Source organism: uncultured Paraglaciecola sp., assembly GCF_913058035.1.
In the GTDB taxonomy this organism is placed as follows: domain Bacteria; phylum Pseudomonadota; class Gammaproteobacteria; order Enterobacterales; family Alteromonadaceae; genus Paraglaciecola.
In genome coordinates this window covers 1-22,126 of sequence record NZ_CAJXPA010000073.1, presented here as the reverse complement: position 1 = coordinate 22,126, position 22,126 = coordinate 1, and the positions used below count along the sequence as shown (strand labels likewise).

The 22,126-nt window shown below is 39.3% G+C and carries 18 protein-coding genes; 13 read left to right on the top strand and 5 right to left on the bottom strand.

Annotated features, from left to right (window positions below; translation table 11 throughout):
- From QZ562_RS11230 to QZ562_RS11220, 3 genes are all read left to right on the top strand, one after another.
- Positions 1-332, top strand: a 332-nt coding sequence (locus QZ562_RS11230; RefSeq protein ID WP_293759953.1) for a BlaI/MecI/CopY family transcriptional regulator, incomplete at its 5' end; no start/stop codon positions are given.
- Entirely contained in the window at positions 325-1,560 is a 1,236-nt protein-coding gene (locus QZ562_RS11225; RefSeq protein ID WP_293759952.1) for a M56 family metallopeptidase, read from the top strand. The genes QZ562_RS11230 and QZ562_RS11225, both read left to right, overlap by 8 nt.
- A gap of 20 nt (positions 1,561-1,580) precedes the next feature.
- Entirely contained in the window at positions 1,581-2,267 is a 687-nt protein-coding gene (locus QZ562_RS11220) for a hypothetical protein (protein ID WP_293759951.1), read from the top strand.
- Between the two features lie 9 nt (positions 2,268-2,276).
- Here the strand turns inward: QZ562_RS11220 and QZ562_RS11215 are convergent, their stop codons facing one another.
- The gene (locus tag QZ562_RS11215; protein ID WP_293759950.1) at positions 2,277-4,304 is read right to left on the bottom strand and encodes an NADPH-dependent 2,4-dienoyl-CoA reductase; all 2,028 of its coding nucleotides are present in this window, start codon (positions 4,302-4,304) and stop codon (positions 2,277-2,279) included.
- A 155-nt stretch (positions 4,305-4,459) separates the two neighbouring features.
- Here QZ562_RS11215 and sppA point away from each other — a divergent pair, with 155 nt between their 5' ends.
- Positions 4,460-6,319 (top strand): signal peptide peptidase SppA, encoded by a 1,860-nt coding sequence (sppA, locus tag QZ562_RS11210; protein WP_293759948.1) that lies wholly within the window; start codon positions 4,460-4,462, stop codon positions 6,317-6,319.
- A gap of 1,227 nt (positions 6,320-7,546) precedes the next feature.
- Positions 7,547-8,038 carry a SprT family zinc-dependent metalloprotease gene (locus QZ562_RS11205; RefSeq protein ID WP_293759946.1) on the top strand — a complete coding sequence of 164 codons (492 nt, stop codon included), beginning with the start codon at positions 7,547-7,549 and terminating at the stop codon, positions 8,036-8,038.
- 252 nt (positions 8,039-8,290) lie between these two features.
- On the opposite strand, the gene yfbV is transcribed toward QZ562_RS11205, so the two are convergent.
- Entirely contained in the window at positions 8,291-8,737 is a 447-nt protein-coding gene (gene yfbV, locus QZ562_RS11200; protein ID WP_293759944.1) for a terminus macrodomain insulation protein YfbV, read from the bottom strand.
- A gap of 159 nt (positions 8,738-8,896) precedes the next feature.
- Here yfbV and QZ562_RS11195 point away from each other — a divergent pair, with 159 nt between their 5' ends.
- From QZ562_RS11195 to infA, 6 genes are all read left to right on the top strand, one after another.
- The gene (locus tag QZ562_RS11195) at positions 8,897-10,087 is read left to right on the top strand and encodes an acetate kinase (RefSeq protein ID WP_293759942.1); all 1,191 of its coding nucleotides are present in this window, start codon (positions 8,897-8,899) and stop codon (positions 10,085-10,087) included.
- Between the two features lie 9 nt (positions 10,088-10,096).
- On the top strand, positions 10,097-12,235 hold the full coding sequence (pta, locus tag QZ562_RS11190) for a phosphate acetyltransferase (RefSeq protein WP_293759940.1): 2,139 nt from the start codon (positions 10,097-10,099) through the stop codon (positions 12,233-12,235).
- A 135-nt stretch (positions 12,236-12,370) separates the two neighbouring features.
- Entirely contained in the window at positions 12,371-13,324 is a 954-nt protein-coding gene (gene trxB, locus QZ562_RS11185; protein ID WP_293759938.1) for a thioredoxin-disulfide reductase, read from the top strand.
- 84 nt (positions 13,325-13,408) lie between these two features.
- Positions 13,409-14,122, top strand: a complete 714-nt coding sequence (aat, locus tag QZ562_RS11180; protein ID WP_293759936.1) for a leucyl/phenylalanyl-tRNA--protein transferase — start codon at positions 13,409-13,411, stop codon at positions 14,120-14,122.
- A 10-nt stretch (positions 14,123-14,132) separates the two neighbouring features.
- Positions 14,133-14,831, top strand: a complete 699-nt coding sequence (locus tag QZ562_RS11175) for an arginyltransferase (RefSeq protein ID WP_293759954.1) — start codon at positions 14,133-14,135, stop codon at positions 14,829-14,831.
- An 84-nt stretch (positions 14,832-14,915) separates the two neighbouring features.
- On the top strand, positions 14,916-15,134 hold the full coding sequence (gene infA / locus QZ562_RS11170; protein ID WP_007618153.1) for a translation initiation factor IF-1: 219 nt from the start codon (positions 14,916-14,918) through the stop codon (positions 15,132-15,134).
- Positions 15,135-15,274: 140 nt separating this feature from the next.
- Here infA and clpA read toward each other — a convergent pair whose 3' ends face one another.
- Together clpA and clpS are read right to left on the bottom strand one after the other, a co-directional pair.
- Positions 15,275-17,551, bottom strand: a complete 2,277-nt coding sequence (gene clpA, locus QZ562_RS11165; RefSeq protein ID WP_293759934.1) for an ATP-dependent Clp protease ATP-binding subunit ClpA — start codon at positions 17,549-17,551, stop codon at positions 15,275-15,277.
- A gap of 57 nt (positions 17,552-17,608) precedes the next feature.
- Positions 17,609-17,929: an ATP-dependent Clp protease adapter ClpS gene (gene clpS / locus QZ562_RS11160; protein WP_293759932.1), complete on the bottom strand. Its 321-nt coding sequence runs from the start codon at positions 17,927-17,929 to the stop codon at positions 17,609-17,611.
- Positions 17,930-18,161: 232 nt separating this feature from the next.
- On the opposite strand from clpS, the gene cspD reads away from it, so the two are divergent.
- Positions 18,162-18,380, top strand: coding sequence for a cold shock domain-containing protein CspD (cspD, locus tag QZ562_RS11155; RefSeq protein WP_007643551.1), 219 nt, complete (start codon positions 18,162-18,164; stop codon positions 18,378-18,380).
- Between the two features lie 98 nt (positions 18,381-18,478).
- Here the strand turns inward: cspD and QZ562_RS11150 are convergent, their stop codons facing one another.
- Complete coding sequence (locus tag QZ562_RS11150) at positions 18,479-20,707, bottom strand: NADP-dependent isocitrate dehydrogenase (protein ID WP_293759929.1); 2,229 nt, start codon at positions 20,705-20,707, stop codon at positions 18,479-18,481.
- A 285-nt stretch (positions 20,708-20,992) separates the two neighbouring features.
- Here QZ562_RS11150 and QZ562_RS11145 point away from each other — a divergent pair, with 285 nt between their 5' ends.
- The gene (locus QZ562_RS11145; RefSeq protein ID WP_293759928.1) at positions 20,993-21,592 is read left to right on the top strand and encodes a pseudouridine synthase; all 600 of its coding nucleotides are present in this window, start codon (positions 20,993-20,995) and stop codon (positions 21,590-21,592) included.
- Positions 21,593-22,126: the final 534 nt, after the last annotated feature.

Sequence of the window (22,126 nt, the reverse complement as noted above, 5' to 3'; positions counted from 1 at the left end):
TATGGGAACAGTACCCTGCTTCAGCCAACCAAATTATTAAGCGCTTAAATCAAAACAAACCATGGCATGAGAAAACCGTCAAAACGTTGATCAGTAGATTGGTTAAAAAACACGTTATCGACTTTGACAAACAGCAACGTAGTTATTTATATTTCCCTTTAATTGAACGCAGCACAATTACCGAAAAAGAAAGTAAAAGTTTAGTTAGCCGTTTATTTGGTGGAAAAGTAGCGCCATTGGTTGCTGGTTTTGCAGACTCAGACTCATTGTCCAAAGAAGATGTAGAAGAGCTGAAGTCATTAATCCAAAAGTGGGAGCAAAACAATGACTAATTGGTTAGTGGAACAACAGCTTGTTATCAGTTTTTTGCTATTAACGTTGATAATCCTAGAAGCAAAAGCAATTAAAAATCTAGGTGCCAAGGCAATATATGCACTTTGGCTATTAGTGCCTTTGCTATTGATTGCTAACAACCTACCGCAAGATGTTATTTCAATAGACGATAGATCTATCTACCGTTATGTAGTTGAAATAAGTGGAGAGACAAACACAGTCAATATTAACCTTAACTGGGCCTTGTTATGGTTATCTGGCTTCCTCGGAATTTTATCTCTTGGTGCATTTGCACAGTGGAAAATGTACCGTTTAGCACACTTCGAATCTCGCAAAGTCGAACTGGGTATAGTGTTACCTAATACATTGAAAGTGGTCAGCAACAATCAATTATCAGGCCCTGTATTGAGCGGTATATTTAATTCAACCTTGCTTATCCCCGAGGGCTTCCACAGTCAATTCAGTGTGCGCCAACAACAATTAATGATAAACCACGAGTTAGTGCACTTTCACCGAGGTGATAACCTTTATAACTTGTTTGCCTTGTTGTTTGTGGCCGTATTCTGGTTCAACCCACTCACTTGGCTGGCGTACCGAGCTTTTAGGCGCAGCCAAGAATTAGCATGTGATGCAGCCGTACTCAAACAATCGACTGTTGAAGATCAAATCAGCTACAGCAAAGCATTAGTGCAATGCGCTGAACGTTCACTACACAGCTTTTCTATTTACTCACCTTATGGAGAAAAACACACCATGTTTAAACGTATATCCAATATCAAAAATCCAGCAAAAATCAAACCTACATCAATAGGTTTATCTATAGCATTAGGTAGTACTTTGCTGGCCGGTGTCGCGATGGCCAATTTAGCTGAAACGGCACACTCAGTCGGAAAAGCATCTATTACCACCCCCGTGATCAGAATCGAACCCAAATATCCTGTTGAAGCGGCACGAGATAACCAAGAGGGCTCGGTCACATTACAATTTGATATTACTAAAAATGGTTCAACTGACAATATTCAGGTGATTGAATCATTCCCACAACAAACCTTCGATAAAGTATCCGTTACCGCTTTAAAACAATGGACATACAAACCTAGGATCCAAGGCGGCCAAGCACAAAGGCAAACCGGTATAACAGTACAGTTAGATTTTAGAATGGAAAAACTTAATAAAGGGAAATCAGCTATGAATTCCAGTGTTGAGAAAATAAAAGTCCTGCGTTAAACCATGCCAAGGCCACTCTTATGTCGAAATACCTAATACTTGTGGCCTTACTTTTTTGTAGTTGCAGCCAAACCACAGTCCACCTTTATTCTCGTTATCTATCAGACCCGCAAATAGAAGCGATCAGTAAAGAATTAGTTGCAGCGGATTTTTTAGTTAAGCCTAATCAACTCAAATTCCCACAATCCGTGACTCAGTCTTCATTGACCTATTCGCCGCTTATTAACAACCGAAACGCAGTAAACAAATTAATCTACACCATGAGGGAAGTGGGTTGGGATATAGAAAATACCCGCATGTTATTTATCGATAATCACTGGTACAAAGAGAATTCCATTGCTTTGCTGTTAGTGCCACCAGGTGTAAACCCACAGCAAATAAAGAATCAACAAGATTGGGCGAATGAATACACAAGTCAAAATTGTAATACCGACTTAACCATAAAACTGCAGCTAGATGGCCAATACCAAATCTTAAACCTAAAAAGTCAATTGCTGAAACATGGTTTAGCCAGAGGGAGCTGGAATTTTACACATTTTCCTTACTTAGAACTTACATCAAAAACCGACGACTGGTCATTCTATTTTGAAGTTAAATATTATGCTCAAAAAGATCGTGTGGGTGAGGTTCAAATTTTTGAATTATCACCCATAGATAAGTACATCTTTCTAGATAATTGCTCCTTTGTGTCTGGAGTCCGCCAATAGTGTATTCTTTTAAATAATGGAGGCTAAATCAGCTCCTTGCCTAATAGCACGTTTCGCGTCGAGCTCTGATGCCACATCCGCGCCTCCGATTAAATGTGTCTTGATATTTCTCTCTCCTAACCCTTTTAATAAGTCTTTAAATGGTTCTTGGCCCGCACATAAAATAATATGGTCCACGTCCAGTATTTGCGGCTTGTCATTTACTTGGATATGTAAACCTTGATCGTCAATTTTTACGTAATCAACGCCTGCGATCATTTGCACCTGTTTCTTTTGTAAAGCCGAACGGTGGATCCAACCGGTAGTCTTACCTAGCCCTTTGCCTACTTTAGTCGTTTTACGTTGTAGTAAAAATATCTCTCTGGCAGGCTGCCCAATAGTTGCCTCGATCAATCCGCCAGCTTGTTTGTACTCTTTATCGACTCCCCAACTTTTTAACCATCGTTCAGGTTCATTGGTTAAAGAATGTTCTTCTACCAAAAATTCTGCCACATCAAAACCAATGCCCCCAGCCCCTATTATCGCGACCTTTTTACCGACTGGCTTATCGTCTCTCAACACATCAAGATAATCCATGACTTTTGGATGCTGTATGCCTTCAATATTGACCTCTCGGGGCTTTATCCCTGTAGCAAGTACCACCTGTTCAAAATTAGCATCAGCTAAAGACTCAACACTTTGCTGACTTTCTAGATGCAAATGTACACCTGTGACTTCTATTCTCTTTTTGAAGTAACGTAGGGTTTCATAAAATTCTTCTTTACCAGGAATACGTTTAGCATAGTTAAATTGACCGCCAATTTCGGTACTTTTTTCAAACAAATGTACCTCATGACCACGCTCAGCAGCATAACAACTGAAGGCAAGACCAGCAGGCCCTGCACCTACTACCGCTAGTTTTTTCTTGTGGGTAGTTGAAGGGAAATTTAGTTCTGTTTCGTATCCAGCTCGCGGATTGACCAAACAGCTGGCACGCTTGCGGGCAAATCCATGGTCCAAACAAGCTTGGTTACAAGCAATACAGGTATTGATCTCATCTCCTCTTCCTTGCTGTGCTTTGCGCACAAAATTTTCATCGGCCAAGAAAGGTCTGGCCATCGACACCATATCTGCTTGCCCACTGGCTAATATTTTTTCAGCAATTTCAGGCGTATTGATCCTATTAGTCGCAATTAAAGGCACCGTCAGCTCACCTTTCATACGCTCAGTTATCCAAGTGAACGCGCCCCTTGGGACCATAGTGCCTATAGTGGGCACTCGCGTTTCATGCCAACCAATGCCCGTATTAATAAGTGTGGCTCCGCACTCCTCAATTAGTTTCCCTAGAGCCACCACTTCATCCCAATTACTACCCCCTTCGACTAAATCCAACATGGATAAACGAAATATAATGATAAAGTCAGTACCCACTTTTTGTCTGACTGCATTGACTATTTCAATTGCAATACGCGAGCGATTTTCAAAGCTACCTCCCCATTCATCATCTCGTTGATTAGTTCGAGGACATAAGAATTGATTAATAAAGTAGCCTTCAGATCCCATTATTTCGACACCATCGTATCCCGCTACTTTGGCCATGGCAGCGCAATTTGCGTAATCATTTATGGTGTTAACAATGCCTCTTTTTGAGATGGCTTTGGGTTTAAAAGGATTTATTGGAGATTTAATAGCTGAGGGTGCAACTACAAATGGGTGATAACCATAACGTCCAGAATGTAGTATTTGAAGGCATATTTTACCTTGATGTTGGTGAACAGCTTCGGTAATGACTTGATGTTCTTTAGCGTGTTTTTTATTACTCATACGTGCCGCAAAAGGCAATAACCAACCTTGTCGGTTAGGACTAATCCCACCTGTCACTATCAACCCTACTCCACCAGCGGCACGTTCTGCATAGAACGCAGCCAGTTTTTCAAAGCCATTTTTCTCTTCTTCTAAACCAAGGTGCATTGAACCCATCAACACACGATTAGGTAATTGAGTAAACCCAAGGTCTAGACCTTTGAATAAATGTGGGTAGTAAGGATGTGTTTTCATATGTAAGTAGGCTTGTCTTTATATTTACAGTAACTCTATAGCAAATATTTAACTTATAAATGGAAAAGTTACAAAAAATTACATTTGAAAATGTTAAAAACGGCTGTTTTTAGATAAGATATCGTTCAATTATTTTATAAGTGTGCACACCTATTATGTCTTCAGGAAAAAGTTGGACGAAGTCGTTGTTTGTTGGTTTATGGACCGCGCTCAATTTTAGTCGAAAATTATTTTTTAACATTATTTTTATTGTTATATTTTTGAGTCTAATTACAGTTTTTTTAAAGGATGAAAATACAGTTACAGTACCATCTAATTCAGCGTTAGTTCTGAAGTTAGTCGGTAACGTAGTCATTGAGAAAGAAACCGTTGACCCATTCACCAAGTTTTTGGAAGAGGCTTTTGAGCAAAAAGACGATAACCCAGAAATGTTACTACAAGATATATTACTTTCTATTGAAAACGCTAGACAAGATCGACGGATAAAACTTCTAGTACTTGATTTACATGGCCTAGACAACATTGGTTTAGACAAATTAGAACAAATTGCATTAGCTTTAGAAGCCTTTAAAGAAAGTAACAAGCCCATCTATGCAATCGGGGACTACTATACTCAGAACCAATATTACCTTGCCAGTCGTGCAGATCACCTATATTTAAATCCTATGGGTTTTATGATGTTTGAAGGATATGGACGTTTTGGCATGTATTTCAAATCGGCTATCGAAAAACTTAAAGCAGAAACACACGTCTTTAAAGTGGGTACCTATAAGTCAGCCGTTGAACCCTTCATTCGTGACGATATGTCAGAACCAGCGAAGGAAGCAAATAAAGCATGGCTAACAGCAATGTGGACACAATATAAGGCAAGTGTTGCCAAGGCTCGCGGCTTAGATGTAGATGATTTTGATGAAGAATTAGATGTTTTCTTGCAGAAATTTGAACAAGTCGGGGGTGATTTTGCAAAATATGCATTAGATTTTGGTTGGGTTGATGCACTGAAAACACGCGAACAAGCTTTGCAAGAAATTGTTGCTGCAGTTGGCAAAGACGAAAGCGGCATGGGTTTCAACGCTATCAGTTACAATAATTACTTAAGAATGATCAAACCTGTTCTACCAAATATGCCTAACGATATGGATAAGGTCGCGATAGTTGTAGCGAAAGGTACCATATTAAACGGTACTAAAAAGCCAGGTCAAATAGGTGGTGACAGTACAGCACAGCTTCTACGTAAAGCAAGATATGACGATACAGTAAAATCAGTAGTGTTATATGTAGACTCACCAGGGGGCAGTGCTTTTGCCTCAGAAATTATTCGTCAAGAAGTTGAAAACTTGCAAGCTGTTGGTAAACCAGTAGTAGCAGTTATGAGTACTTATGCCGCTTCTGGTGGGTATTGGATTTCTGCTGGAGCAGACAAAATAATTGCTGCACCAAGCACTATTACAGGATCTATTGGTATCTTTGGAATGTTTTTAACCTTTGAGAAAACTCTTGATTATTTAGGTGTACATACTGATGGTGTCGGTACCACTGAATTTGCAGGCATGGGGATTACTAAGACACTTAATCCTAAACTGGCTGCCATTATGCAAAGAGGTATCGAACATGGCTATGATCAATTTATATCTCTGGTCGCCGATAAGCGTGAGATGAGTAAAAGTCAAGTCGATGAAATAGCCCAAGGACGTGTTTGGATTGGAGAAACTGCTCTTAAGTTAGGCTTAGTAGATGAAATAGGTTACTTAGAAGATGGCATAAAAGCCGCTGCTGACTTATCCAATTTAGAAACTTATGACACTCAATATATTAAAAAAACGTTGTCTAAGAGTGAAATATTCTGGAAAGAGATACTACAAAACGCCTCTGTTACCTTTCAAGGTGCTTTTAAGGTAGAAAAATCGAGTACTATTTTAAGTCTAGTTAAAGAAATCACAGCGGACTTGGAAGCGGTAGCAAAATTGAATGATCCTAAAGGGGTCTATGCTTATTGCTTACCTTGCGAAATATAATATTTGTTATTTTACTCTTGTCAATAACACTGACTAAAATTGATTAATTACATTAGCTAAGAACAACCAGTCTCTGGTATTAGCTCAACATGGATGTTGGGCTTTTTTATTAATTAAAGTTTAAGAATTATTGAAGCAGTATTTGTACAGCAGTTTAATTTCTTAATATGAGTTTATCATTCAAATGCTGTGGAAATATTAGCTGAAAAAGAGGCAAAGTATGGAATATAGTACACAGTAAATAGGTTCAATATGATTGCTTTTCATTCGGGATGATTAATTATAATCATTGAAACCTACTGTTCAAACTCAACACCGTGTCATCAGTGGGTAGAAATTCTCATTCTACGTTGAGACACATTATTTTTTTGAAAAAAATCGGAGCTACATACGTTTATAATCGTTTGTTAACACCAGAAGTATTTATATAGGGTCAACAATATCGTTTTATGAAAAATAGAAAACATATTATTTTTCACAAGCATTGCAGCTGACACCTGATACAAAATCCTAGCAGACTCTTGTATCTGAATGGCATATTATTATGTCGCAAGATTTAGTTTGTTTATAGCACCCAGTTAGTCACTTCGACTGGATAACCAGATGGGTCGTAAGCCACAACTGCCATGATACGATAACCTTTCTCGGCCATTCTATTTTGTGCAGGAGACCCCAACTAAAATCCAAATATAGATGTACATGCTTGTTTCGCATGTGTTCACAATTTAAGCAGTAACAGTCACCACCTGACCAACTAAAATTGGCCAAATAAATCGTATTCCACCAATAGATACGATTATACAATAATGTGCACCTCACCGCGCAGCAAAGGCATCATCTGCTTGAGCCATCCATTTTATGACAATACTGCCATGCACCTTTGCGCAAAAATTTACATCTGCCGGATCCGCTAAAAAACTAAAATATAGAGAATGGCGCTGTAGTTAATCTTGCATTGATATACTCAGAATAATTAATGTTATCTATTTATAGCATTAACCTTTTTAGAAAATTCACCATCCAGCAGGCTCTAAAAAGAGTGCTCTATCGAATTTTATACTTAATATAGATAACTTATTAAATGTTTTACTAAATGTTTTTATTAAGGTTGCAACTCGCCTCATCACCATTTAAAAAAAACGGTACACATTCTAGGCATTAAATATTGAGCATAATTGGTATATCATTGAAATTCGGAAGCCAATCATATTGGAAAGCAGAATTCATTTGTCTTTATCTACACAACAGTTAGTTACAAAAAAAGTTAAACAATGTATAGATCATGCTTCAACTCACTTTGACCAACATTTTATGTTGCCAAAAATAAACTTTAATCAAAAGGGCAAGATAGCAGGTTGTGCCCGGCTTCAAAAAAATGAATTACGCTTTAATCCTATATTGTTAGATGACAATGTGGATGCATTTTTGGAGGAAGTTGTTCCTCATGAAGTGTGTCATTTATTAGCTTATTGGCTTTTTGGTAAAGTTCGCCCTCACGGTAAAGAATGGCAAAATTTAATGTTTAAACTTTTTAGTTTAAAAGGGCAAACCTACCACCAAATGGATGTGACCAAAGTAAAAGGAAAAAGCTTCCATTATCAATGTCAATGTGGACCCATAGAATTAGGAATTAGAAGGCATAATAAAGTAATTAACGGCAAACAAATTTATGTGTGTAAAAAGTGTAGAAGCCCTTTGGCTGCTTATGCACTCGTCTGAAGTAACATTCCCATTGATATTGTTAACAGAGAATCTTAAATTGATGTAGCCAACAAAATGCTTTGTACTGCAGCTTGTTGTGAAATTAGTTGAGATAATATGTGAGTGACTACAACCTTTCACAGTAGAAGTTATACAGAATGAATCTGTCTCGAAACCAAAGCTTATGCACTTACCTTATTGTAAAAGACACTTGTTGTATTCGGATAAGTTTTAGGTAATAAAATACTATTTTGTTGGTTAAAAACAAACTTAAAACCAACGTTTAGTAAATGCTTTATCTAATTCGTCAAAAGCTGTTTTTAATAATACAGCAAGCTCTTTGTAATCTGGCCTAGCTTTGGGAGATTGTAATGCACATCCTTGCATCTGCATTTTATAATGGATATCAAGGTACCATTGCTTTAATGTAGGCGGTAGATATTGATTTGAACGATGCCCCAACCACATCAAACCCTGCATGGGTAGTGACAAAAAGAACGCGCCTATGGCCAGAGCCTGAGGTAAACGCTCAACGCCTTGCAAATTAATTAATGCCGCAACTGTTAAAACAGCCAGAGCAGGCATAACTTTTATCGAAAATTTGGTCGCCAAAATGACTTTGCTCTCTGGGAACATGCCAAACAACTGCGGTTGCATCGGCCAAGTCTGCATATATTGCTGACCATCTCTCACCATTGCTGTAATAGTTTGTGCCAACTCAGTGACTCCGTAATAAAGCTTAAATGTATTCTAGCGGCTAACTCAAGGATAAGCTAACACGCTAAAGTTATATTAATTCAACTATCTATACCCAAAAATTTCTCATAAACGTTACTATTAGAAATACACACCTCTAAATAGCAAAAGTTTTGACTTATGGATCAATACGTTCTCGTTCTTAATTGCGGCAGTTCTTCTATTAAATTTGCCATTATCGAAGCTAAAACAGGAACAGCACCGCTACATGGATTAGCAGAAAATCTTGGCACAGTTTCAAGCAAATTTGGATTTAATTACCAAAACAAACAACATAGTGCTGAATTACCCGCCGATGCAAGCCATCAACAAGCATTAACCGTCATTGCCAACACACTCAAAAAGTTTGAAACCTTAAGCCAACAAATTGTTGCAGTAGGACATCGAGTGGTTCATGGCGGTGAGACCTTTACACATTCTAGCTTAATAGATGATGATGTTAAGCAGGCCATTGAGCAAACATCATTGATGGCGCCGTTGCATAACCCAGCCAACTTAGCGGGTATTAATAGCGCTCAAACAACTTTTCCAGATTTACCTCATGTTGCAGTATTCGATACTGCTTTTTTTCAGACCATGCCTAAACATGCATATTTATACGCCTTACCCTACGAACTTTACCAACAACATCATATTAGGCGGTACGGTTTTCATGGCTCAAGTCATTATTTTGTAGCACACGAGGCGGCAAATGCGCTTAAAAAAGAGTTCTCAAATTGTAACTTAATTACTGCACACTTAGGCAACGGATGCAGTATAGCAGCCATTAAGCAGGGTAAAGCTATCGACACCAGCTTAGGTTTCACCCCTTTAGAGGGTTTAGTGATGGGTACACGCAGCGGTGATATTGATCCCAGTTTACCCACATACCTTATTGAGCAATTGGGCTATTCGGTCGATAAAGTAAGCCACTTATTAAATAATGAGTCTGGCTTGCTGGGTGTTTCAAAACTGAGTAATGACTGCAGAACACTTGAGCAGGAGGTCAAAGAAGGCAACCAGCAAGCGAAACTGGCACTGGATATGTTTATTTATCGTTTAGTGAAATATATTGGTTCGTATTTAGCGGTTGTAGGACCGCTAGATGCTTTGGTTTTTACCGGCGGGATTGGCGAAAATTCCGCTTATATTAGAGAAAATACGATTAACCAGTTGGGGCATTTGGGATTTCAACTTGATATTGATAAAAACCTAGAAATGCGTTTTGGACAGTCTGGCCTCATTAGTTGTTCTAGTTCAAATCCTATCTTTGCAATTGCCACTAATGAAGAATGGGTAATTGCCAAAGATGCCATACAATTTGCTCATTAAGGAGTCACTATGCCACGTCGTATAATGTTGATACCAGTAGGTACAAGTGTCGGTTTGACTAGCGTTAGCCTTGGGTTAGTGCGAGTGATGCAGCAACAAGGCCTGAAGGTAAATTTTTTCAAACCTGTTGGACAGCCTAGACAAGGCGATGGCGAGGCAGAAAAGTCGACCACAATAGCGACTAAAGTCGGATTGTTAAAACCAGCCAAGCCATTTTCCACATCATATGTTGAGGAGATGATAAGCCAAGACAATAGAGATATTTTATTGGAAGAAATAATCGCACTGTTTGAACAAAATGCGGGTGAAGAGGATATCGCTATCATCGAAGGATTGGTATCGACCCAGAACCACCCTTATGCAGTACGTTTAAATAGAGAAATTTGTAACGCCTTAGATGCACAAATTGTGTTGGTTAGTGCACCAGGAAGTTTGAGGTTAAATCAACTTAACGACAAACTTGAAATTGTAGCCGACAGTTATGGCGGTCATAAAGGTAAAAAAGTTATCGGCTGTATTTTTAATAAGGTCAATGCACCTATCGATGACAAAGGTCGGTTAAGTAGCGAATTAATAGAAAGTCATGACGACAGCCAAACGCCTGAAATTATGCAGCAGTTATCCACGTTGCCTATTTTTTCAAAATCTTTTGCATTATTGGGTTGTGTTAGTTGGAACTTTGAATTAATTGCCCCGCGTGTCATGGATGTATGCAAACACTTAAATGCACAATTATTAAATGAGGGCGATTATCAACACAGACGACTTCGAAGTGTGCATTTCTGCGCCCGCGAAATCCACAATATGGTATCAGTCCTTAAACCCGGTGCACTGCTGGTCATGTCAGGTGACAGAAGCGACGTGTTGGTGTCATGTTGTTTAGCAGCACAAAATGGTACAAAAATTGGTGCCCTGCTTTTAACTGGGGGGTATCAACCAGATCCCCGAATTTGGCAGCTTTGCTCGCAAGCGTTGGAAACTGGTTTACCTGTTTTACTAACTAACGATAACACGTGGCAAACCTCACTCAACTTGCATATGTTCAATCAAGAAGTGCCAGCGGACGATGAGCAACGTATTAATCGCGTGATGGACCATACGGCTGCTTGTATCGATCCTAATTGGGTAGCGTCTATTTCAAAAGGCTCTGATAGGCCCTTGAGACTGTCACCCTCGGCATTTCGTTATAAATTGACCCTACTGGCTCAACAAGCTCAAAAAACCGTGGTACTGCCAGAGGGTGAGGAACCAAGAACTATCAAAGCAGCAGCGATATGTGCACAAAGAAATATTGCAAAGTGTATTCTGCTGGGCAACAAAATCGAGATACTAAGGGTTGCCCAGCAACAGGGTGTTGAATTACCTGACTCAGTCGAAATTAAACAGCCTGAAGACATCCGCAGCCAGTATGTGCAACCGTTAGTTGAGATGCGCAAACACAAAGGGTTAACGGCGGTGGTAGCCAAAGAGCTTCTACTCGATAACGTTATGCTTGGCACGATGATGTTGCAACAAAATCATGTTGATGGGTTAGTTTCAGGTGCAATTAATACAACAGCCAATACTATTCGTCCTGCGTTGCAATTAATCAAAACTGCGCCAGGGGTATCTCTAGTGTCCTCAATCTTTTTTATGTTATTACCAGAGCAGGTTTTGGTATACGGCGATTGTGCTATTAATCCTGATCCTAATGCTGAACAACTGGCCGATATCGCGATCCAATCAGCCGACTCAGCTGCCGCCTTTGGTATCGAACCTAAAGTAGCCATGATAAGTTACAGCACTGGTGATTCAGGTACTGGATCAGATGTTGAAAAGGTCAAATTAGCCACTAAATTAGCGCAACAGAAACGCCCTGATTTATTAATAGATGGTCCTTTGCAGTATGATGCAGCCGTGATGGAAAGTGTCGCTAAAAGTAAAGCGCCTAATAGTAAAGTAGCAGGTCATGCCACGGTATTTATTTTTCCCGATCTCAATACCGGCAATACTACTTATAAGGCTGTGCAACGAAGTGCTGACTTAGTCAGTATTGGTCCAATGCTACAAGGCATGCGTAAACCTGTTAACGATTTAAGCCGAGGCGCACTGGTAGACGATATCGTATTTACTATTGCACTGACGGCAATTCAGGCGGCACAGAATTAATTTTGAGCTTATTACTAAATTTAGTTACGCTTTGGATGTTGAAAGTGCTGCACATGCCCACATCTACTGTCATCTCATGATCAATGAAACCTAGGTCATTTTGGTGACGTTTAAAAAGAATATTTGGAGAGTTAAATGTCTGTAGTAAGACACGTTAAACTACTAATTTTGGGTTCAGGCCCTGCAGGTTACTCTGCGGCTGTATACGCTGCTCGCGCTAATCTTAATCCTGTGTTATTAACCGGCATTCAGCAAGGTGGACAACTAACTACCACAACAGAAGTCGAGAATTGGCCAGGCGACCCTGAAGGGTTAACTGGTCCTGATTTAATGGACCGTATGCAAAAACATGCTGAAAAGTTCGATACTGAAATTATTTTTGACCATATCAATAAAACTGACCTGTCTAAACGGCCTTTCACCTTAACCGGTGACCAAGGCACTTATACCTGTGATTCATTGATTATTAGTACAGGTGCTTCTGCAAAATATCTTGGTATGGAGTCAGAAACAGCTTTCATGGGCAAAGGAGTATCAGCCTGTGCAACTTGTGATGGATTTTTTTACCGCAATCAGAAGGTAGCTGTTGTGGGCGGTGGCAATACAGCCGTTGAAGAAGCTCTATATCTATCTAACATTGCCTCTGAAGTTCATGTTATTCATAGACGCGATTCTTTTCGAAGTGAAAAAATACTTGCTGACCGTTTAATGGAAAAAGCTAAAAATGGTAACGTTACATTACATTTAGACCGTCAATTAGACGAAATCCTAGGTGATGAGATGGGTGTGACTGGCATTCGTATCAAAAACACAGACTCTGAAGCGACTGAAAACATAGATTTGATGGGTGTGTTTATCGCAATCGGCCATCAGCCAAATACTGGGATATTTGAAGGTGAGCTGGATATGAAAGACGGCTACATTACAGTGAAAAGTGGCACCGAGGGTAATGCCACTCAAACCAGTGTTGAAGGTGTGTTTGCTGCAGGTGATGTGAGCGACCATATCTATCGTCAAGCCATTACCTCAGCAGGTACTGGTTGCATGGCAGCTTTGGATGCTGAGAAATTTTTAGACGCTCAAGAATAACAAGTGATTCTATTTACATAAAAGGCCTCGACTTGAGGCCTTTTTTAATTCTATTTTACAAACTAGAACAATAACGAAATCCCTATGCTGACTTTGACTAAACTCGACAAAAAACTTATATTTCCACCAACAGATATAGCGTTAACTGAACCTAACGGTTTATTAGCATTCGGTGGTGATTTGAGCGCCGAACGTCTACTTCTAGCTTATGAATCTGGAATATTTCCTTGGTTCAGTCAAAACGAACCTGTTATGTGGTGGTCACCAAACCCTAGAGGCATATTGCCTGTAGATAATTTTAAGTGCAGTAAAAGTTTGAAAAAATTTGTACGCAACTGTAACTACCAAATCACCATCAATATCGCGTTTAACCAAGTCATAGACGAATGTGCGACCATTCCTAGAGACGATTCTGGCACTTGGATAACTTATGACATGATTAATGCTTACAAGAACTTACATCGTCTTGGTCATGCTCATTCTATTGAGGTATGGAACGAAGATACCCTTGTAGGAGGCTTATACGGTATAGTAATTGGCAAAATGTTTTGCGGTGAGTCTATGTTTCATAAAGCCACTAATGCGTCTAAAGTAGCTATGTTTTCTTTAGTTGAGATACTTAAGTCTCAAGCAGCAGAATTTATTGACTGTCAAATGCAAAATCCACATCTAGCCAGCTTAGGTTGTGTTGAGATGCCTAGAGATAAATTTTTGATTATTTTGCAACAGCAAAGCCAGAAAACCTTCGATAAAAGTGTTTGGCAACCACAAGCACTTAACCTGATTAAATGGCTATAACGTTATGGAAATGAAATTTGGCATTACCACTGCTTTTACTTGTAGTTATCTTCCAGAGCAAGATGAAAGGCTACTAGTTTTTATGAGTGATACTCAACCCACTATGCTTGAATATGACTATTTAATCAGTGCAGGCTTCAGACGCAGTGGGACGCAGATTTATCGACCTCACTGTAGCTCTTGTAACGCCTGTGAGTCTATTCGGCTTCCAGTTAATACATTTACCCCATCAAAGAGTCAAAAGCGCATCATGAAGCGTAATCAGGACTTAACAATACATATTAGTCATGGTGACAAGCCGGAATATTATCCATTGTATGAGTCTTACATCAATCAACGTCATTCTGATGGCAGCATGTACCCTGCAACCCTAGAACAGTATCAAGGTTTTGTTTTAAGTCCTTGGAATAACGCTTTGTTTATTGAATTATACGCGAGTGACGAACTAATTGGTGTAGCAGTCACTGACAACCTAGTATCTTCCTTATCGGCGTTATACACTTTTTTCAAGCCCGAAGAACAGCAACGCTCATTAGGAAACTTTGCTATTTTGCAGCAAATCGAACTTGCCAAGTCATTAAACAAACCTTTTTTGTACTTAGGATATCAAATAGATACCTGTCAGAAAATGAGCTATAAACAAAATTTTTTACCCCATGAGCGCTTTTTTGATGATAAATGGCAACTAATTACAAAAAAAGCAGGGTAAAGCTTTACACTCGCTCCCTTATTGGGCAATATCTTCGCGGCATTTTTAGACACTTATTTTATTTATTAGAGGTAACAGAGTTAGATGGCGAAAGAAGATTGTATTGAAATGGAAGGCACTGTGTTGGATACCCTTCCAAATACTATGTTTCGTGTTGAATTGGAAAATGGTCATGTTGTTACTGCCCACATTTCAGGCAAGATGCGTAAAAACTATATTCGGATTTTAACTGGCGACAAAGTAACAGTAGAACTTACGCCTTACGACCTATCCAAAGGCCGTATCATCTACCGCGCAAGATAATAAATCATTATTTACTCTTGGGATTAATAAGGTAGAGCACTTAACCCAAGTACAGATTTTAAAGATATAAAAAAACCGATATTTTTCAATATCGGTTTTTTTTATGCCTACAGACATTTAACTCAATCAAATATTATAAATTAGGAGTTAAGCACCGCTGGTTTTTCTTTACTGTCAGAAAAAAACTCGAAGCTAAGCTCTTTATCTTTAACAGCAATCTTAACACTTCCACCTTGACTTAATCGTCCAAACAACAACTCGTGTGCTAATTCTTTCTTAACATGTTGCTGGATGACGCGTGCCATAGGTCGTGCGCCCATATTTTTATCATATCCCTTATCGCCTAACCAATCACGAGCTTGAGTAGTGACTTCTAATGACACACCTTTATTGTCCAGCTGCACTTGCAGTTCAACAATGAATTTATCAACCACTTGTAAAATGACATCCCTTCCAAGGTGGTTAAACCAAACAGTCGCATCCAGTCTGTTTCTAAACTCTGGTGTAAATATTTTTTTAATTTCAGACATCGCATCATGACTATGATCCTGCTGTTTAAAACCAATAGAAGTTCGAATCGTTTCCTGCACACCCGCGTTAGTCGTCATAACCAACACAACGTTTCTAAAATCTACCTTACGGCCGTTATTATCCGTTAATGTTCCATGGTCCATGACTTGTAGCAATATGTTGTAGATATCGCTGTGAGCCTTTTCTACTTCATCTAACAAAATTACTGAGTAGGGATTTTTGATCACTGCATCTGTTAATAATCCCCCCTGATCAAAACCCACATAACCTGGGGGAGCACCAATCAAACGGCTCACCGCATGACGCTCCATATATTCAGACATATCGAAACGTAACAACTCTACGCCTAGAACTTTTGCTAGCTGGGCAGTCACTTCAGTTTTACCTACTCCAGTAGGCCCAGCAAACAGGAAGTTACCAATAGGTTTGGTTTCATTACCTAAACCAGAACGAGATAAACGAATAGCGTCCGTCAAAGTATCGATAGCTTTGTCTTGCCCAAACACGACCATTTTTAGGTCACGGTCCAAGTGTTTAAGCACTTGCTTGTCTGAGGACGATACAGACTTTTCTGGAATGCGTGCAATCTTGGAGATGATAAGTTCAATATCGCTTACACCAATCGTCTTTTTGCGCTTAGAGGCTGGAAGTAAACGTTGACTAGCACCAGCTTCATCAATGACGTCAATCGCTTTATCAGGTAAATGGCGTTCGTTAATATATTTAGCAGACAACTCAGCTGCTGCACGGATCGCTTTGTGAGTAAAACGTACACTATGATGCGCTTCGTAACGTGATTTCAATCCCATTAGAATTTTAGTGGTATCACTAACGGTAGGTTCTATCACATCTACTTTTTGGAAACGGCGGGCCAGCGCACGGTCTTTTTCGAAAATTCCTTGGTATTCTTGATATGTCGTTGAGCCCATGCAACGTAATTCGCCACTACTTAGTTTTGGTTTAAGTAGATTGGAGGCGTCCATTACTCCTCCAGAGGCAGCACCTGCACCGATAATAGTATGTATTTCATCAATAAATAATATAGCGTCTGGTTGAGCTGACAGCTCTTTCAATATTCCTTTAAGGCGTTTCTCAAAATCACCACGGTATTTAGTCCCTGCCAACAATGCCCCCATATCTAACGAATAAACTGTCGCTTGTGCAATAACTTCCGGTACTTCGTTATTCACAATCCGATAAGCTAAACCTTCAGCAATAGCAGTTTTACCTACTCCAGCCTCACCTACTAATAATGGGTTGTTTTTGCGGCGACGACATAATATTTGAATGCTACGCTCTAGTTCGCTATCTCGACCGATAAGGGGATCGATTTTGCCTTCTTTAGCGCTTTGGTTAAGGTTAGTTGAATACTTATCCAGCATCGACTCTGCTTCTTCTTGTTCGCTGGTTTCGTCTTCACTTTCATTGCTAGCTGGTGATTCATCGTCAATTTTTGAGACACCATGCGAGATATAATTGACCACATCTAAACGTGTTACATCAGATTTTTTTAATACATAAACAGCCTGAGACTCTTGCTCACTAAAAATGGCTACTAATACATTTGCCCCAGTGACCTCTTCTTTGCCTGATGATTGCACATGAAAAACTGCACGTTGCAGTACACGTTGAAAACCTAGCGTAGGCTGTGTTTCTCGTTCCTTTCCCTCTTCGTCTAATAATAAAGGAGTGGTATCTTTAACGAAATCAGTAAGTTCTTGTTTGATTGACTCAATATTAGCACCGCAAGCCTTCAACGCATCTTTAGCGGCTTTATTATCAAGCAAAGCAAGTAAGAGATGCTCTACCGTCATAAACTCATGACGATGCTCTCTAGCAAATATAAACGCTTCATTGAGCGTTTGCTCTAAATCTTTATTTAACATTAAAATCCCCTCTGACTACTAGCCTATTCGATGATGATATTTCTCTCAATCCAAACATCACACTTGCTCCATGGTACACATGAGCGGATGTTGGTGTTCTTTTGCGTACCGACTAACCTGCATCACCTTAGTTTCTGCAATTTCTGCAGTATATATGCCACATACAGCTCTTCCGTGATAATGCACTGTAAACATTACTTGTTGCGCTTTTTCACCATCCAAATTAAAAAATCGCATGAGTACGTCAATTACAAAATCCATTGGTGTGTAATCGTCATTGTTGAGTAGCACCTTAAACATAGGTGGAGGAGCGGCTTTTTTCTTTACCGCATCAATTTCTTTAAGACGTTCAATGTTGATGGTATTATCTTTACTCATAGTTCACTTATTTAGCCCAAATAATTTAAGACGACTTCATGCATTAGCCACTACCGCTGAAATTTATTATCTTTAAGATTTCAATAAAAATATCAAATTCAGCTTGACAAAAACAGGTTAAAAAACCTACATTTTAATTTGACGATTGTATTGAGTAGTTAATACGTCAGCCTTCTAATACAGTGTGGGGGCAAAGTTGGATTAGTTCAAGGGATTAAAAGGAAGCAGAAGTATGGCAATCGGCAAGGTAAAATGGTTCAACAATGCTAAAGGTTTTGGCTTTATTGTTCCTGATGATGGCGGTGATGATATATTCGCACATTACTCAACAATTCAGATGGAAGGCTACCGCTCTCTCAAAGCAGGCCAAGAAGTAAAATATGAAGTGCAACAGGGCCCTAAGGGGTTGCATGCAGAGAATATTGATTTTAATGGTGAGCCTGAAAGATAGATTATCATCTGACATATAAAAAGCAGACTTGGAGTCTGCTTTTTTGTTTGCGTACAATTTGGGCTTTGATAACGCCCTGTAAACAGGGCATAAATTTATTAACCGGCAGCTATTATTTCATTGAACGTAGCACTGGGGCACATCGCTTGAGTTAATAAGGCATCATCTGGGTAGTAGTAACCGCCAATGTCTATAGCCTTACCTTGAGTTGAATCAATTTCCGCCATGATTTTGCTTTCATTGGCAGACAACGATTCAAATAAAGGTTTAAATTTAACAACTAACTCCTGATCATCATTTTGATTAACCAACGCTTCAGCCCAATACAGAGCTAAATAAAAATGACTTCCTCTATTGTCTAACTGACCCGCTTTTCGTAACGGTGATTTACCTTCAGTCAACAGCTTTTCTGTTTCATGGTCTAGTGCTACGGCCAAAGCTTTTGCCTTGCTATTTTTAGTCTTGAGCGCTAAATCTTCAAAAGACACGGCTAACGCTAAAAACTCACCAAGTGAATCCCAACGCAAATGCCCCTCTTCAACAAATTGTTGAACGTGTTTTGGCGCAGAACCCCCGGCTCCAGTTTCAAATAATCCACCACCAGCCATTAAAGGCACGATAGACAACATCTTAGCGCTGGTACCCAATTCTAAAATTGGAAATAAGTCAGTAAGATAATCACGAAGAACGTTACCTGTAACAGAGATAGTATCCAAACCACGTATTGCTCGTTCCATTGAAAAACGCATTGCGCGAACAGGTGACATGATAGATATCTCTAAACCGTTTGTATCATGCTCTTTAAGATATTCAGCTACTTTTAAAATCATCTGAGCATCATGTGCTCTTTCATCATCCAACCAAAATACAGTCGGCATACCAGAATGGCGAGCTCTGTTGACTGCAAGCTTAACCCAATCGCGGATAGGAGCATCTTTGGCTTGGCACATTCTCCAAATATCACCCTCTTCTACAGCATGCTCAATTAAAACCACGCCATCCTGATCGATAATTCGTACATTACCGTCACCAGTCATTTCAAAAGTCTTATCGTGCGAGCCATACTCTTCAGCTTTTTGGGCCATTAAACCGACGTTTGGCACAGTTCCCATTGTTGTGGGATCAAATGCACCGTGCGTTTTACAAAAGTTGATAGTTTCTTGATAAATTGTGGCGTAAGTACTTTCAGGTATAACCGCTTTGGTGTCATGTAACTTCCCATCTGGTCCCCACATTTTCCCAGAGCTTCTGATCATCGCTGGCATAGAAGCATCAACAATAACATCACTAGGTACATGTAAGTTCGAAATACCCTTATCTGAATTAACCATAGCGATGGGAGGACGATTAGCATAACAAGCATTGATGTCATGCTCGATTTCAGCTCTTTGCGACTGCGGTAGGGTCGCTATTTTATCGTACACACTGCCTAAACCATTATTAGGATTCACACCTAATTCATCAAATAATGTTTGGTGCTTGTCAAATAAATCTTTATAGAAAACTTTAACACAATGACCAAATACAATTGGATGAGACACTTTCATCATGGTCGCTTTAACATGCAACGAGAATAAAACCCCTGTGTTTCTGGCATCTTCAATTTGTACTTCAAAAAATTCACACAAAGCTTTTTTGCTCATAAACATGCCATCAATCACCTCGCCTGCTAACAAATCTACTTTCGACTTAAGTACAGTGACTTTCCCAGATTTGTCAGTAAACTCAATATCTACGTAGCCTGCTTTAACCACCGTAACTGATTTTTCACCCGAGTAAAAATCACCTTCACTCATGTGTGCTACGTGAGTTTGTGAGGCCTGACTCCAAGCTCCCATTGAATGGGGATTACGTTTAGCATAATTCTTAACTGCAATTGGCGCACGACGGTCAGAATTACCTTCACGTAAGACTGGATTTACAGCACTGCCTAATACTTTACCGTAACGTGCTGAGATATCTTTTTCATCATCTGTTTGAGGATCTTCAGGAAACTCAGGCAAAGCAAAACCTTTGCTTTGTAACTCTCTTATAGCTGCTCTTAACTGAGGAATTGAAGCGCTTACGTTAGGCAGTTTTATTATGTTAGTTGATGCTTCTTGTGTCAAAGCCCCTAATTCAGTTAGGGCGTCTGGTACTTGTTGATTAGCTGGAAGAAGGTCGCCTAGAACAGACAAGATACGTGATGCTAACGAAATATCAGTTAATTCAACTTCAATCCCTGCACTTGAACTAAAGTTACGAATAATGGGAAGCAGCGAATAAGTAGCAAGTGCTGGTGCTTCGTCCGTTTTAGTGTAGATAATCTTTGACTTGGAAATCGTCATTATAAGCCTCATGTTAATGGTAAAGCACCGACAAACCATAGTTTGCACATTTTAGAAATCAGCAAACTCACGACTATTTTCGTTATGGATTGGTGTTTTGTACCGAAGTTAAAAAATTTAAAATTAAATCTGATCTAAATAGCTTTTATCAAAAAAGATAACAAATGATATATGGATTGACCGATTAAGTAAAAGTTTTGCTTGCAAATTTTCTGCTGTAAATCACACTTTCACATAATTATGTCCACCAATTAATCAACTTGTGATCAAAATCAGTAAATAAATATGTCAAATAAACCTAACTTACGTTTCAAAAAAGCACCGACTAAACCCGTACCGTCTTCTGTGACAAAAACACGAGTTATTTTGTTTAACAAACCTTTTGATGTGCTGACCCAGTTCACAGATCACGCTGGCAGACGAACCCTCAAAGATTTTATTCTCATACCAGAAGTTTATGCCGCTGGGCGCTTAGACAAAGACAGCGAAGGGTTGTTGGTGTTAACTAATGACGGCAAGCTACAAAACAAACTCGCCTCACCTAAACATAAAACAGCTAAAACCTATTGGGTTCAGGTAGAGGGTATTCCTCAGCCTTTCGATGTAGAGCGACTGCGTACAGGCGTTAACTTAAAAGATGGCATGACAAAACCTGCGTATGTAAAGGTAATCGATGAGCCCGACTTGTGGGATAGAAACCCGCCGGTGCGCTTTAGGCAAAATAAGCCTACTAGTTGGTTATCTATTACGATTTCTGAGGGACGAAATCGGCAGGTTAGACGCATGACAGCACATGTTGGGTTTCCTACTTTAAGGTTAATTCGTTATAGCGTGGGTGATTGGAGTATTGATGGGATTAGGAATGGGGAGTATTCAGAGGTTTGAACTTTATAGAACCTCACATTTACATTGGGCTATTAAGTCAAATTGTGGCTACTCAATTATATAAGGTGTCTTTTTATATTCATAAATATCAACAGAACGAACAATAATCAAGGAGTTAATAGAAGGGGTCAGGTCACTTTAATTTTAAAGGAATATCGCCTTGATAATTTTTTACTTACTATTTTAATGGAATATTTATTCCAACAGCTAGAGCGTTAAAGACGCAAACGCAATCGCGAAGCCAGCAAATCCTTTGACTGCGCTGACTAATAAAGTCAAACGAATACATCAGATTTACTCTTAGTATGCAAACGTCTCACTTTGCTTCAACATTCCTTCCAATTGGCGCTTAGTTTACGATATGTCAAGTCACTAATATTTACAATATGACATTCCCTTCCATTGAAAAGCATACGAAAATTGTATGAATGCAGAAGAAAACTCTGAGCTGTTCCCCACGAAATTAATAGGCGAAAACGTTTATCTACGCATCGCTAAGATGTCTGGTTTTGTAGTTATTAGACTGTATTAACA

Bases quoted from the DNA above. Each gene is read 5' to 3' on its own strand.
- QZ562_RS11175 (WP_293759954.1), top strand. From the start codon at position 14,133: ATGAAATTTGGCATTACCACTGCTTTTACTTGTAGTTATCTTCCAGAG.
- QZ562_RS11220 (WP_293759951.1), top strand. From the start codon at position 1,581: ATGTCGAAATACCTAATACTTGTGGCCTTACTTTTTTGTAGTTGCAGC.
- pta (WP_293759940.1), top strand. From the start codon at position 10,097: ATGCCACGTCGTATAATGTTGATACCAGTAGGTACAAGTGTCGGTTTG.
- cspD (WP_007643551.1), top strand. From the start codon at position 18,162: ATGGCAATCGGCAAGGTAAAATGGTTCAACAATGCTAAAGGTTTTGGC.
- clpA (WP_293759934.1), bottom strand. From the start codon at position 17,551: ATGTTAAATAAAGATTTAGAGCAAACGCTCAATGAAGCGTTTATATTT.
- QZ562_RS11215 (WP_293759950.1), bottom strand. From the start codon at position 4,304: ATGAAAACACATCCTTACTACCCACATTTATTCAAAGGTCTAGACCTT.
- QZ562_RS11225 (WP_293759952.1), top strand. From the start codon at position 325: ATGACTAATTGGTTAGTGGAACAACAGCTTGTTATCAGTTTTTTGCTA.
- sppA (WP_293759948.1), top strand. From the start codon at position 4,460: ATGTCTTCAGGAAAAAGTTGGACGAAGTCGTTGTTTGTTGGTTTATGG.
- QZ562_RS11150 (WP_293759929.1), bottom strand. From the start codon at position 20,707: ATGACGATTTCCAAGTCAAAGATTATCTACACTAAAACGGACGAAGCA.
- trxB (WP_293759938.1), top strand. From the start codon at position 12,371: ATGTCTGTAGTAAGACACGTTAAACTACTAATTTTGGGTTCAGGCCCT.
- QZ562_RS11145 (WP_293759928.1), top strand. From the start codon at position 20,993: ATGTCAAATAAACCTAACTTACGTTTCAAAAAAGCACCGACTAAACCC.
- aat (WP_293759936.1), top strand. From the start codon at position 13,409: ATGCTGACTTTGACTAAACTCGACAAAAAACTTATATTTCCACCAACA.
- QZ562_RS11195 (WP_293759942.1), top strand. From the start codon at position 8,897: ATGGATCAATACGTTCTCGTTCTTAATTGCGGCAGTTCTTCTATTAAA.
- clpS (WP_293759932.1), bottom strand. From the start codon at position 17,929: ATGAGTAAAGATAATACCATCAACATTGAACGTCTTAAAGAAATTGAT.
- infA (WP_007618153.1), top strand. From the start codon at position 14,916: ATGGCGAAAGAAGATTGTATTGAAATGGAAGGCACTGTGTTGGATACC.